The following is an 11866-nucleotide window of genomic DNA, read 5'->3' as shown; positions in this document are numbered from 1 at the left end:
GCCGCCGAACGCGCCCGCGTGCTCGGCCACCCAGCGCAGCGCGGCGAGGACGTCCTCGTGCGCGGCGGGTCCCCGGTGCTCGGGCGCGAGCCGGTAGTCGACCGCGACCACGATCGCGCCGACGCCCTCGGCCATCGATCGGCAGAACTCGTCGTGACTGTCGAGATCGCAGAACACGAAGCCGCCGCCGTGAGCGAATACGATCACCGGCAGCGGTGATTCGTCGCGGTGTGGTCGATAGACGCGCAGAGTCAGGTCGCCGCCGGGGCCCGCGATGACGATATCGCGCGCCTCGCGCATGTCGGGCAGGTACTTCAGCGGCGCGCGCCTGCCGAGGATGGCGGCGCGCACCTCGGCGGCCTGCATCGTGGCGATGTCGGGGAAACCGGCGTCGAGCGTGGCGAGCATCGCGGCCACTTCGGGGTCCGGCACCGCACCCGGTCCGGTGGTGGGATAGACGCGGACAGTCACTGACCCTCCTGGAGATTCTCGCAACGCGGTCCGACGGTCGAACCGGTCGTCGGCCCACCGTAGAGCCGGGCCGCGGCGGTGCGGACCCCGTTCTCCCGCTGGGCGGAAACCCCTGGTCGACGTGCCACGCGAGGTGCCTACCGTCGGCCCATGAACACCACGAAGGTCTACGTGACCGACACCGTTGTGACGAAACCCGGGCGGGCCAGGGACTTCGTCGACGCCTATCTGCGTGAGTACGTGCCGGGGGCCCGCGAGCGAGGGATGACGCTGGAGCGGATCGTGGTGAGTCCACCGATCTGGTTTCCCGACGAGTCCAACACCGTCACCGCGACCTGGGTGCTCGACGGCGCCGAGGGGTGGTGGGCGATGACCTGGCAGGGGCGCTCCGATCCGGCGGTGCGGCGGTGGTGGTCCGGCGTGGACGACCTGGTCGCGCAGCGCACGCGCTGCACCGGCGCCGAGGTGTCCGATGTCGAGCGGCTCGCCGATGTTTGAGGTCGTTCGGCTGGTGCATTGTGCGGCGGCGGGCGGTCCGGCGGCGGATCGGCTCAGGACCGAGCTGGGTGCGGCGGTGTCCGGGATGGCCCGCCGGGTGCTGGTCCAGCCCACGCTGCCGGGGGTTCGCAACGGCGGTGACGTGCTGGCGCACCTGCGCTTCGACGGGGCGGCGGAGTGGCGGGCCTGCGCGGGTGCGGTCGACGCGGTGCTGGCCGATCCCGGCATCACACATGTCGACGGCGCCGAGTACGACGGCGGCATCGGCGGTTTCGCCGAGCCTCGCGCGCCCGGCTCGGTGTACCGGGTGCTGCTGTTGCGGGTCGCGCCGCAGACCCCGGACGCGACGGTGGAGCGCTTCGAGGCGGACCTGCTGCGGATGCCGCGCTATATCCCGACGATGCTGTCCTGGCGGTTGAGCCGGGTGCGTCGCGGCATCGGGTCCGTGCCGTGGACCCATGTCTGGGAGCAGGAGTTCACCGATCTGGACGGACTCGACGGCCCGTATCTGATGCACCCGGTGCACTGGGCGCACGTCGACCGGTGGTTCGATCCGGAGTGCCCCGACGTGATCGTGCGCGACCGCGTCTGCCACAGCTTCTGCGAGAACGACCCCGCCTGACCCCGGCCGCCGCCCGCTCCCGCCGGGCGGCGTACCGCGCGATCACGCGTAGCGGGGCGCGCGGTGGTCGGTGGCGACCCGGGCCGCGGGGCCGACGCCCAGCGGGCGCGGATGCTGCTGCAGGGTGGGACGGACCCGCACCCGGCCGTCGTCGACGTGGCGCCAGATGTTGAGCGCCGTCGTGCGCACCGGCGCGCTGAGCCGATGGTCGAACACCATCCGGTCGATCGGCCCGCACACCGACACCGCGGCCACCGCGGACTCACCGAGATCGCCGATCGGGGCGGCGATGCAGCCGAAGCCGGCCAGTGATTCCTCGCGCTCGACCGCGACCCCGTGCGCGCGCACCTTGTGCAGTTCGAGATCGAGCTGGGCGCGGGTGGTCAGCGAGTACTTGGTGCGCGCCGTGGCCTGACCGGTGACGACCTCGGCCAGCCGGTGCTCGTCGGAGTAGGCCAGGATCGCCTTGCCGACCGCCGTACAGTGCGCGGGCCGCCTGCCGCCGACCCGCGTCGGCACCGCGGCGGCCAGATCGCCGCCCACCTTGTCCAGGTACACGACGTCGGGACCGTCCAGCACGGCCAGGTGCACGACGAACCCGGTGACCCGGTGCAGCTCGTGCAGGAACGGCATCGCCGCGCGATGCAGCCGGTCCTGGTGCACGGCCAGCGAGCCGAGCTCCATCAGCCGGATCCCGAGCTCGTAATCGCGCCCTTCGCGGCGGAGCCAGCGCAGCTGCACCAGCCGTTCCAGCATGCGATGCGCCGAGGACCGGGGTAGCCCGGTCCGCCGGACGATCTGGGCGAGCGTGAGCCTGCCCGGGCCGTCGAAGGCGTCGAGCAGCAGGGACGCGCGATCGAGGATCGCACTGGGGGTGGTGGCCTCGGCCTGGATGACCATGGAGCGCTCCATTTCGGATCTACGAGCTGATGCCCAGTCGCATATTTCGATTAGGCATATACCTATTGATACCATCCTCTGTGTCCGTTGTCACATGAATCCTCGAACTGTGTGCAACGACGACGGCCCCCGTATCGAGCGGAGAGCTCGGTACGGGGGCCGTCGAAGGGCTGCGCGCGACTACATGGCCGCGAGCGGCTCGCTGCCGGACCAGTCGTGGCCCCAGTAGCTGTCGGCGGTGATTTCCTCGGCGGTGTAATAGGTCTCGTCGACCCGCATCCCCTCGGTGCCGAACTCCACGTCCCAGCCGCCGGGCGCGCGCACGTAGAAGGACACCATCTTGTCGTTGGTGTGCCTGCCCAGCGTCGAGGACACCGAGAAGCCGTCCTTGGTGACGCGGTCCAACGCCTGGCCGACCGCGTCGAGGGTGTCGACCTCCACCATGATGTGCACCAGGCCGGGGGCGCCACCGTGCGGCGCGGGGCACAGCGCGAGGCTGTGGTGGCGCTCGTTGACGCCGAGGAAGCGCACCCGCATCGGCCCGAACTCCGGCGGCGCCGGGATCCGGAACGCGCCGCGCGGCAGGAAGCCGAGCACGTCGGTGTAGAAGCCGAACGCCCCGTTGGGATCCATGGTCGGCAGGACGACATGGCCCAGGCCCTGCGCGCCGGTGACGAACTTCGCGCCGAACGGCGTCACCACCGGGCTGTGGTCGAGCACCGCGCCGTGGAAGACCTCGAGCGTCGCGCCGGTCGGGTCCTGGAAGGTGATGACCTCCTCGACCCGGCGCGCGTCGGCCTCCTCGACCGAGAGCGGCTTGACGGCGATGCCCGCCGCGGTGACCGCTTCCTGCACCCGGACCAGGGCCGCGTGGTCGCGCACCTCCCAGCCGATGGTCACCACCGCGTCGCTGTCGCCCGGCACGACCGTGATGCGCGCGGCGCGTTCGTCCATCCGCAGGTACAACGCGTTCTCGTCGGGTCCGCTGCCCTGCGCGAAGCCGAGCACGTCGAACGCGAAGGTGCGCCACCGGTCCATGTCGGCGGTCTGGATCTTGACGTAGCCGAGGCCTTTGATGTCTGTCATTTACCCTGTCCTTCGTAGTGTTTCGGGTCAGATCATCGAGCGCAGGTGGTCCGCGGGCTCGAGACCGAGGGAGCTGACGGCCGAGGCGTGGTAGACGGTGCTCGGCACGTGGATGGCGTGGGCGAGGCCCACGTGCGCGTCGCGCCAGTAGCGCTGCAGCGGCTTGTCGGTCCGCATCGCGTTGCCGCCGGAGCGCGCGAAGATCTGGTCCACGGCCGAGACCGCGCGCCAGGCCGCGCGGACCTGGGTGCGCCGGACCGCGGCCCGCTCGGCGAAGCTGATCTCCTTGCCCGCGTCGACGGCGTCGAAGATCTGGTCGGCGTTGGCCAGCAGTTCCTGGCGCGCGGCGTTGATGTCGGCGGCGGCCTCGCCGATGGCGAACAGTACGTACGGATCGTCCTTGACCGCGGTGCCCTGCGCGCCGACCCGGTCGCGCTGGTAGTCCAGGTGCGCGGCCAGCGCGCCCTCGGCGATACCGACCACCGCGGAGCTGATGCCCAGCGGGAACATCGTCGACCACGGCATCTTGTACAGCGTCTCGGTGACCCCGTACTCCTTCTGCGCGGTGCCGTCGATGACATGGTCGCCGTTCATCACCCGGTAGTCGGGCACGAACGCGTCCTTGACGATGATGTCCTTGGACCCGGTGCCCTTGAGGCCCACCACATTCCAGGAGTCCTCGACGATCTGGTAGTCCTGGCGCGGCAGGATCATGTGCAGCATCGTCGGCGGCAGGGCCATCGAGCCGTCCGGGTTGCCGAGCATGGCGCCCAGGAAGATCCAGTCGCAGTGATCGGTGCCGGAGCTGAACTGCCAGCGGCCGTTGAAGATATAGCCGCCGTCGACGGGTCGGGCGATACCGGTCGGCGCGTAGGGCGAGGCCATCCAGGTGTCGTGGTCGTCGGCCCACACCTCGTCCTGCACCTTCGGATCGGCGAAGGCCAGCTGCCACGGGTGCACGCCGACGATGCCGGCGATCCAGCCGCTGGCCGGATCGAGCGCGGCCGTGGCCATCACCGTCTCGGCGAACTCGCGCGGATGCGCCTCGTAGCCGCTGTACTTCTTCGGCTGCAGCAGGCGGATCGGGCCCGCCGTCTTGAGCAGCTGGGCCGTGGCATCGGGCAGCTGCCCGAGCCGCTCGGCCTCCGGGGCCTGATCGCGCAGCTGGTCGGCGATCGCGGCGATGTTGTCGAGAACCTTGGTCATCGCAGGTGGTGCTTTCTGTTCGGGGTGGGAGAAGTCAGGACATGGTGTCGACGATGGCGCCGCGGGCGATGTTGTCGGCCACCTCGGCTTCCCAGCTCGTCACCGCGCGGTCGGTATCGATCTCGAACTCGAAGCGCTTGGTCATATCGTCGGTGACGTCCTCGACGTCGACGTAGAACTGCTTGTACCAGCGGCGTAGCTGGTAGACCGGCCCGTCCTCCTCCGAGAGCAGCGGGTTGTCGATCGGGGCCTTGTTCTTCCAGATCGCCACGTCCTGCTCGAAGCCGACGGCCACGCCCGCGGCGAACTGCTCGGCCATCGCGGTGGCGTCGGCGTCGGACATGCCCTCGGGCTTCTTGACCATCGCGCCGTACTGCAGCACGAAGGAGTTCTCGTCGACGGGATAGTGGCAGTTGATCAGGACGGTCTCGATCGTCATGCCCTGTGCCTCGCTCCAGAGCCAGTCGATCATGTAGGACGGGCCGAAGTACGAGGCGTCCGAGCGCAGGGTCGAGTTCGGATCGTCGTAGTTGGTGCCGACGGTGATGTCGTGGCGCGGGGTCGAGCGCATGTACTGGGTGGCGACGTGGCCGTCGAAGACGTTCTTGAAGTAGCGCGGGAACGAGTAGTGCACGTAGAAGAAGTGCGCCATGTCGACGACGTTGTCGACGATCTCACGGCAGTGCGAGCCCTCGATCAGGATCGAATTCCAGGTGAAATCGGTCCATTCCGGCGTGCCGTAGCCCTCGATCTCGGGAATGGTCACCTCGTCGGTGGGCTTGCTGCCCTGCGGGTCGTTCCAGACGAAGAGCTGGCCGTTGCGCTCGAGGGTCGGCCAGGAGCGGGTCTTGGCCAGCGGGGGCACGCGGCGCGCGTAGGGGATCGCGGTGCACTTGCCGTTGCCGCCCCAGCGCCAGTCGTGGAACGGGCAGGCGATCGAGTCGCCCTTGACGGTGCCGTGCGCCAGGTTGCCACCCATGTGGCGGCAGAAACCGTCGAGCACGTGCAGCGCGCCGTCGGATTCGGACTGGAACACCACCAGGGTGGTGCCGAACGCCTTCACCTCGTGCGGCTTGCCGTCGCGGAACGACGAGAGCAGGCCGAGGCAGTGCCAGCCGCGCGCGAAGCGGGTCGGTGCGGCAGCGGCCTCGATCTGTCGGTAGTCGGCGGTGGCGTCCAGTGATCGGCCGTTCGGCGGGTTCTCCGGCATCGAAACCTCCATGTATCGGACGGAGTGGGATGAGCTGCGCCGATGGTCGCGCCGCCGAGGGGGGTCCGCGCCGGTGGGTTCCCGGTCAGCGGACATGTTTTCGCGGTGTGCGCCCGGCGTCCCGATCAGCGGGAGAGGAACCGGTCACAAGCGTGCGGGCCGCCCTACGGTGACGGCATCCGCCGGACGAGAGGAATGACCATGGGTACCGTCGCGATGGTTCTGGAGACCGCCGACATCCGGATGTTCGCCGAGGCGGCGCGCTCCCACAATCCGGCCTACCGGCTCGCCGAGCGGCCCGTGGTCCCGCCGACCTTCCTGCCCGCCGACGGCTTCGGCACCGCGGGCGGCCGGGCGGAGACCGATCATCGATTCTTCGGCCCGCCGCCGCGCGCGGGCGACCAGCTGACCGCGATCCGCGCCGGGGCGCCCGGCGCCCCGGCGGTGAGCGCCGCCGAGTCGCTGACCCGCTACTTCGACCGCACCGGCGGACTCGTCGCCGAGTCCTGGGCGGCGGCCGAACCCGCACTGGGCGAACCGGTGTCGCCGCAGGCCACCGCGCTGCTGGCCACCTACGCCACCGATTGGCTCGGCGCGGAGCACATCCGCCGGTTCCGCACCAGGGTGCTGCGCGCGTTGCCCTCGGGCGAAGTCATGACCTGCGCGGGCCACATCACGCAGAGTTACGTGCAGGACGGCGAAGCGCGCGTCGACGTCACCCTGTCCGGGACCGATGCCGCGGGCGAGGTCGTCGTCCGCGCGTGGGCGACCTTCGCCCGCGACTGACCATGCCGACCAGGAGCACCATGACCGACACCGCCCCCGACCTCGCCGCCCGGCTCACCCGGCTGGAGGCGATCGCAGCGATCACCGCCCTCAAGCACCGTTACTTCCGCGCCTGCGACGCCAAGGACCCGGCCGGCTTCCGCGACTGCTTTCTCGCCGCGGGCGCCGAACTCGACTACGGCAGCCTGGGCGCCCACGACGCCGACGGCATGGCCGCCGTCTTCACCTCGATCGCGCTGCGCCGGGTGGACGGCAAGCCGGTCGTCCTCGACATGCACCACGGCGTGCACCCCGACATCACCGTGCACGACGACACCACCGCGAGCGGCCGCTGGACGCTGCGCTTCCGCCAGCTGAACCTGCTCGCGCGCACCGAGACGGTGGCCACCGGCGAATACGCCGACGAGTACCGCGTCGAGGACGGGCAGTGGAAGATCGCGCGCTGCACGTTCACCCAGCTCTGGTCGCTCACGCGTCCGCTGAGCGAGGACGCTCAGGTGGAAAACCTCTGATTCCGCACCGCGCGGGGGCTCACGATGGTGAGGTGTTCATAGTGCACAACGACGTTCGGAGGTAGGACATGACGCGACGATACGAGGGCAAGGTCGTCTTCATCACCGGTGCGGCCCGCGGTCAGGGCCGGGCCGAGGCGATTCGCTTCGCCGAGGAGGGCGCCGACATCATCGCCATCGACGCGTGCGCGGATTTCGCCAGCACCAGCTACCCGGGTGCCACCGAGGACGACCTGGCCGAGACCGTGCGGCTGGTCGAAGCGGCGGGCGGCAAGATCGCCGCGAGCAAGGCCGACGTGCGGGATTTCGCGGGTCTGTCGGCGGCGCTGGCGGGCGGGATCGAGCAGTTCGGCCGGCTCGACGTCGTCGTGGCCAATGCCGGCATCTGTTCGGCGGCGATGTCCTGGGAGATCACCGCCGAGCAGTGGCAGGAGACGGTCGACGTCAACCTGACCGGCGTCTTCCACACCGCCAAGGCCGCGATTCCCTACCTGATCGAGCAGGGCGAGGGTGGCGCGATGGTGTTCACCAGCTCGGTCGCCGGTCTCAAGGGCATTCCGTTCACGGCTCACTACGTGGCCACCAAACATGCCATCACCGGGCTGGCCAAGACGATGGCCAACGAGCTGGGCCAGCACCGGATCCGGGTCAACACCGTGCATCCGGCGGGTGTCGCGACCGGCATGCAGATGGCGGAGATGGGTCCGCTGTTCGAGCAGCACGCGGCCACGCTCGCGCCCATCTTCATGAACGCCCTGCCGACCTATATCACCGAGGCCTCCGACATCGCGGCCGCCGTCGCGTGGCTGTGCTCGGACGAGGCTTCGCAGGTCACCGGCGCGCAGATCCCGGTGGACATGGGCAACCTCAACCGCTGAACCTCCGCTGGATTGGTATTTTTATACCGCCACCGCTAGGGTTGGTATGAAAATACCAATGGAGGCGTGATGGTGGAGTTGAAGACGCCCGCGGAGATCGAGCGGATGCGGGTGACCGGCGCGTTCGTCGCCGACGTGCTGGCCGGCGTGCACGCGAAGGCCGCCGTCGGGGTGAACCTGCTCGAGCTCGAAGAGTATGTGCGGGAACGGATTCGCGAGCGTGGCGCGGTGTCGTGCTACTGGGACTACGCCCCCTCGTTCGGTCGCGGACCGTTCCGCAACACCGTGTGCCTGGCGGTCAACGACGCGGTGCTGCACGGACTTCCGCACGATTACGTGCTGCGCGACGGTGACGTGCTCACCGCCGACCTGGCCGTCACCATCGACGGCTGGGCCGCCGACTCGGCCGTGACCACCATCGTCGGCACGCCGGCCCCGGCCGATCAGCGGCTGGTGCGGGCCACCGAGGAGGCTCTCGCCGCCGGGATCGCCGCCGCGCGGCCGGGCAACCACCTCGGTGACATCTCCGCGGCCGTCTCGACGGTCGCGCGCGCGTACGGCTACCCGGTCAACACCGAATTCGGTGGGCACGGCATCGGCCGGACCATGCACGAGGATCCGCACGTGTCCAACACGGGACGGGCGGGGCGCGGGTTCCGGCTGCGTCCCGGGCTCACGATCGCCATCGAACCCTGGTTCGCGGCGAGCACCGCGACGGTCGTCACCGACGCCGACGGGTGGACGATCCGTTCCGCCGACGGGTCCCGGTGCGCGCACAGCGAGCACACGATCGCCGTCACGGCCGACGGGCCGAGCGTCCTGACGCTGCGTGATTGAGCGAAAAATCCGCGCCGGTCAGGCGGATTCGGCGACCTGCTCGGTGCGGTAGACCTCGGCGAGCTCGGTCAGCGGGAGCGTCAGCGCCTCGGCCAGGCCCACGACGGTGCCGAAAGCGGGCGAGGGCAGCCGGCCGGATTCGATCTTGCGCAGGGTCTCGGGCGAGATGCCCGCGGCGCGCGCCACCTCGGCGAGATCGCGCTCGCCCCGCGCCGACCGCAGGCGGCGGCCGAGGCGACGGCCCGCTTCGACTTGGGCCGGGCTGAGGGGAAGACGCACCATGGCTCCGAGAGTAGGCGGGGTATNACCTCGGCGAGATCGCGCTCGCCCCGCGCCGACCGCAGGCGGCGGCCGAGGCGACGGCCCGCTTCGACTTGGGCCGGGCTGAGGGGAAGACGCACCATGGCTCCGAGAGTAGGCGGGGTATTTCTATACCGCAAGCCGCGGACGGGCCGGTGATCACCTGGGATCACCGGCCCGTCCGTCACGGGGCTCAGTGCGCGGTGCCGCCGGTGGCCGGCGTGCGCCCGTGCCGCATGACCACGGCCAGGACCAGGGCGACGGCCGCCGCGGCGCCGCAGACCCAGAAGCCCAGCTCGTATCCGCGATCGCCGAACACGTCCGGAATCGGCGCGGGCGGCTGCGCCTGTCCGCCCACGCTCACCAGCGCGGTCATTCCGTTGGCGTGCAGGAACGCGGTGACGATGGCCAGGCCGACGGCGACGCCCATCGACTGCATGACGCCGAGCATGCCCAGGCTGATGCCCTGCTGCTCCTGCGGCACCGCCTCCACCATGAGAATCGGCATGGCCGCGTAGTAGAAGCCGAACCCGACGCTGAACACCGCGTTCACGAGCAGGAACACCGTGCTGGTGTGCGGCAGGACGGCGAAGGCCACGGCCGAGCAGACGAAGATCACCAGCGCGACGACCAGCGGCAGCCGAGCGCCCACGCGCCGCGCGATGACGCCGGCGAGCGCACCGCAGACCATGGTGACCACGGCGCCCAGCAGGGCGATGCGCAGCGCGAACTCGAGCAGGGTGTAGCCGCTGCCGTAGGTGTAGCCGGGGTCCAGCGTCACCTGGACCGCCTCGGCGGGCAGCGGCTGACCGGTCATGGCCTGCACCTTGGCGAGAATGCCCTGCTGCGCGCCCGCCGCGACGGTCGCCTCGTCGGGCGTCTGGGACATGTAGGCGATGGCGTAGGAGACGACGCCGATCTGCAGCGAGGCGAACAGCGCGCCGGCCAGCACCAGCGCGACGCGCGGGTGGAACAGCAGTTGCATGTCCATGATCGGTTGCGCCACCCGGGTTTCCACCAGGACGAACAGCAGCAGCAACACGACGCCGGTGATCACCCAGGCCAGCGTGGTCGGCCGCGCCCAGCCCCAGTCGTGGCCCTTGTCGAGGTAGATCAGGATCAGCGCGGCACCACCGGCGAGCAGCAGCGCGCCCACGTAGTCGATCCGTTCCCGCACGCGCAGCTTGGATTCCGGGACGATGAAGTACACCAGCGGCAGCATCACCAGGGTGAACCCGGCCAGGCACCAGAAGATCGCGCGCCAGCTGTAGTTGTCGACCAGGAAGCCGCCGAGCAGCGGTCCGGCGATGGCGGAGACGCCGAGGCCGGTCGCGGTCACGCCGAGGCCGAGCGGAACGTACTTGCGCGGCATCAGGTCCCGGATCAGGCCGTAGGCGATGACCGCCGTCGCGATCGCGGTGGCCTGCAGGCATCGGCCGAGCAGGAAGATGCCCCAGTTCGAGGTCGTCGCGTCGAGTACGCAGCCGATCATGAACAGCAGGCCGCAGATGAGGAACATCCGCTTCTTGCCCCACACATCGCTCATCTTGCCGATGAGCGGCGAGGCGGCGGCGCCGATCAGGCCGAAAACGATGATGGCCCAGTTGATGTTCGCGCCGACGCCGGGAAAGGTCGGGGCGATCTTCTGTAGCGCCGCCGACACGATCGTGTACTGCATCGGCGCGATCTCGGTGAACAGCACGATCACCGCGAGGACGGTGAAGATGCGGGCACGGGACGCGCCGTCCAGACGGCCGGTGTCGTTGTCCGGGTCGGTCGCGACAGGACTCGACGGCTTCGGATCTTCAGGAATGGTGGACATGCCACGCTCCGTTGTTCGGGAATTACTTCGAGAGGGAGTGGAGCGCCGCCGATCGAGTGTGACGTAGATCGCACGACTTCCGACTCGGAGTATGTGACCCTACCGAACGCTAGGTTGGTGAAGTTATGCAAACGTTATGTTTGCTCCCGCTGAGTGGGTGAAAGCAGCGAGACGAAGTCCCGACAGGCGGCCGCCAGGTCGATATCGTCCCTGGCCAGCAGCCATTGGACCTGCAATCCGTCCATCACCGCGAGCAGCAGCGGCGCCGCCCGTTCCGGGGTGAGGCCGCCGGGGAGGTGGTCGCCGAATTCGGCGCGCAGCAGCGCGGCGAAGTCGGCGCGAGCCTTGGCGTAGCGCTCGGTGAAGAACTCGCGCGCCGGATGGTCCTCGGTGACGGACTCGCCTGCCAGGACTGTGAAAGCCTGGACCAGGTCCGGACGTTCGGCGTTGTATTCCACGATCTGCTCGAGGTGGGTCAGTCGCGCGTCGGTCAGCCGGCCGACGAACGCCGCGAAATCCCAGCGGTCGCGCGCTTCGAGGACGCCGCTCAGCAGGGCGTCCTTGCTGGGGAAGTAGTGCAGGACGCCCGCGGGGGTGAGACCGACGCGATCGGCCACCGCGGCCAGCGAGGTGCCCTGATAGCCGCGCTCGGCGATGAGGGTGGTCGCGGCGTCGATGATGGCCGCCCGTCGCGCTTCCGCCTGGGCCGCCCGGCCGCCTTGTTGTCCCCGAGTCACT

Annotated in this window: 14 protein-coding genes and 1 pseudogene; 6 read left to right on the top strand and 9 right to left on the bottom strand. The window is 69.8% G+C overall.

Annotated features, from left to right (window positions below; all coding sequences use genetic code 11):
* Positions 1–408 (bottom strand): alpha/beta hydrolase fold domain-containing protein (locus tag V8688_RS20120; protein WP_342801453.1); only part of this gene is annotated, 408 nt, incomplete at its 3' end.
* A gap of 213 nt (positions 409–621) precedes the next feature.
* Between V8688_RS20120 and V8688_RS20115 the strand changes: the two genes are divergently transcribed.
* Entirely contained in the window at positions 622–969 is a 348-nt protein-coding gene (locus V8688_RS20115; RefSeq protein ID WP_218722303.1) for a hypothetical protein, read from the top strand.
* Entirely contained in the window at positions 962–1591 is a 630-nt protein-coding gene (locus tag V8688_RS20110; RefSeq protein WP_218722304.1) for a Dabb family protein, read from the top strand. The genes V8688_RS20115 and V8688_RS20110 overlap by 8 nt, the downstream gene beginning before the upstream one ends.
* Before the next feature lie 42 nt (positions 1592–1633).
* Here the strand turns inward: V8688_RS20110 and V8688_RS20105 are convergent, their stop codons facing one another.
* The 4 genes from V8688_RS20105 to V8688_RS20090 form a co-directional block, all read right to left on the bottom strand.
* Complete coding sequence (locus V8688_RS20105; RefSeq protein WP_218722305.1) at positions 1634–2491, bottom strand: IclR family transcriptional regulator; 858 nt, start codon at positions 2489–2491, stop codon at positions 1634–1636.
* Between the two features lie 180 nt (positions 2492–2671).
* Positions 2672–3577 carry a biphenyl-2,3-diol 1,2-dioxygenase gene (bphC, locus tag V8688_RS20100; protein WP_218722306.1) on the bottom strand — a complete coding sequence of 302 codons (906 nt, stop codon included), beginning with the start codon at positions 3575–3577 and terminating at the stop codon, positions 2672–2674.
* Positions 3578–3604: 27 nt separating this feature from the next.
* A complete protein-coding gene (locus V8688_RS20095) occupies positions 3605–4783 on the bottom strand; it encodes an acyl-CoA dehydrogenase family protein (protein WP_218722307.1) in 1179 nt (392 codons plus the stop codon).
* A gap of 34 nt (positions 4784–4817) precedes the next feature.
* A complete protein-coding gene (locus V8688_RS20090) occupies positions 4818–6005 on the bottom strand; it encodes a Rieske 2Fe-2S domain-containing protein (protein WP_305082672.1) in 1188 nt (395 codons plus the stop codon).
* Between the two features lie 189 nt (positions 6006–6194).
* Between V8688_RS20090 and V8688_RS20085 the strand changes: the two genes are divergently transcribed.
* The 4 genes from V8688_RS20085 (at position 6195) to map (ending at position 9006) form a co-directional block, all read left to right on the top strand.
* A complete protein-coding gene (locus tag V8688_RS20085; RefSeq protein WP_218722309.1) occupies positions 6195–6779 on the top strand; it encodes a hypothetical protein in 585 nt (194 codons plus the stop codon).
* A 20-nt stretch (positions 6780–6799) separates the two neighbouring features.
* Entirely contained in the window at positions 6800–7291 is a 492-nt protein-coding gene (locus V8688_RS20080) for a nuclear transport factor 2 family protein (RefSeq protein ID WP_342801452.1), read from the top strand.
* A 68-nt stretch (positions 7292–7359) separates the two neighbouring features.
* Positions 7360–8169, top strand: a complete 810-nt coding sequence (locus V8688_RS20075) for a mycofactocin-coupled SDR family oxidoreductase (RefSeq protein WP_218722311.1) — start codon at positions 7360–7362, stop codon at positions 8167–8169.
* 69 nt (positions 8170–8238) lie between these two features.
* Positions 8239–9006 carry a type I methionyl aminopeptidase gene (map, locus tag V8688_RS20070; RefSeq protein ID WP_218722312.1) on the top strand — a complete coding sequence of 256 codons (768 nt, stop codon included), beginning with the start codon at positions 8239–8241 and terminating at the stop codon, positions 9004–9006.
* An 18-nt stretch (positions 9007–9024) separates the two neighbouring features.
* On the opposite strand, the gene V8688_RS20065 is transcribed toward map, so the two are convergent.
* The 4 genes and pseudogenes from V8688_RS20065 to V8688_RS20050 all read right to left on the bottom strand — a co-directional run bounded on the left by V8688_RS20065 (position 9025) and on the right by V8688_RS20050 (position 11865).
* Entirely contained in the window at positions 9025–9288 is a 264-nt protein-coding gene (locus V8688_RS20065; RefSeq protein WP_218722313.1) for a helix-turn-helix transcriptional regulator, read from the bottom strand.
* 24 nt (positions 9289–9312) lie between these two features.
* Positions 9313–9410 (bottom strand): annotated as a pseudogene (locus tag V8688_RS20060) (transcriptional regulator); the annotation flags it as partial.
* 89 nt (positions 9411–9499) lie between these two features.
* Positions 9500–11128 carry an MFS transporter gene (locus tag V8688_RS20055; protein ID WP_342801451.1) on the bottom strand — a complete coding sequence of 543 codons (1629 nt, stop codon included), beginning with the start codon at positions 11126–11128 and terminating at the stop codon, positions 9500–9502.
* Between the two features lie 134 nt (positions 11129–11262).
* Complete coding sequence (locus V8688_RS20050) at positions 11263–11865, bottom strand: TetR/AcrR family transcriptional regulator (protein ID WP_218722315.1); 603 nt, start codon at positions 11863–11865, stop codon at positions 11263–11265.
* Position 11866 lies beyond the last annotated feature (1 nt).

Origin of the sequence: Nocardia sp. No.11, assembly GCF_038752175.1 — a bacterium.
GTDB classification, from domain to species: domain Bacteria; phylum Actinomycetota; class Actinomycetes; order Mycobacteriales; family Mycobacteriaceae; genus Nocardia; species Nocardia canadensis.
Note: the sequence above shows the minus strand (reverse complement) of the source record. Positions and strands in the feature narration are given on the sequence as shown.

What these genes read in the sequence shown, in the direction of transcription:
- V8688_RS20115 (WP_218722303.1), top strand. Translation starts at nt 622, where the DNA reads ATGAACACCACGAAGGTCTACGTGACCGACACCGTTGTGACGAAACCC.
- V8688_RS20110 (WP_218722304.1), top strand. Translation starts at nt 962, where the DNA reads ATGTTTGAGGTCGTTCGGCTGGTGCATTGTGCGGCGGCGGGCGGTCCG.
- V8688_RS20105 (WP_218722305.1), bottom strand. Translation starts at nt 2,491, where the DNA reads ATGGTCATCCAGGCCGAGGCCACCACCCCCAGTGCGATCCTCGATCGC.
- bphC (WP_218722306.1), bottom strand. Translation starts at nt 3,577, where the DNA reads ATGACAGACATCAAAGGCCTCGGCTACGTCAAGATCCAGACCGCCGAC.
- V8688_RS20095 (WP_218722307.1), bottom strand. Translation starts at nt 4,783, where the DNA reads ATGACCAAGGTTCTCGACAACATCGCCGCGATCGCCGACCAGCTGCGC.
- V8688_RS20090 (WP_305082672.1), bottom strand. Translation starts at nt 6,005, where the DNA reads ATGGAGGTTTCGATGCCGGAGAACCCGCCGAACGGCCGATCACTGGAC.
- V8688_RS20085 (WP_218722309.1), top strand. Translation starts at nt 6,195, where the DNA reads ATGGGTACCGTCGCGATGGTTCTGGAGACCGCCGACATCCGGATGTTC.
- V8688_RS20080 (WP_342801452.1), top strand. Translation starts at nt 6,800, where the DNA reads ATGACCGACACCGCCCCCGACCTCGCCGCCCGGCTCACCCGGCTGGAG.
- V8688_RS20075 (WP_218722311.1), top strand. Translation starts at nt 7,360, where the DNA reads ATGACGCGACGATACGAGGGCAAGGTCGTCTTCATCACCGGTGCGGCC.
- map (WP_218722312.1), top strand. Translation starts at nt 8,239, where the DNA reads ATGGTGGAGTTGAAGACGCCCGCGGAGATCGAGCGGATGCGGGTGACC.
- V8688_RS20065 (WP_218722313.1), bottom strand. Translation starts at nt 9,288, where the DNA reads ATGGTGCGTCTTCCCCTCAGCCCGGCCCAAGTCGAAGCGGGCCGTCGC.
- V8688_RS20055 (WP_342801451.1), bottom strand. Translation starts at nt 11,128, where the DNA reads ATGTCCACCATTCCTGAAGATCCGAAGCCGTCGAGTCCTGTCGCGACC.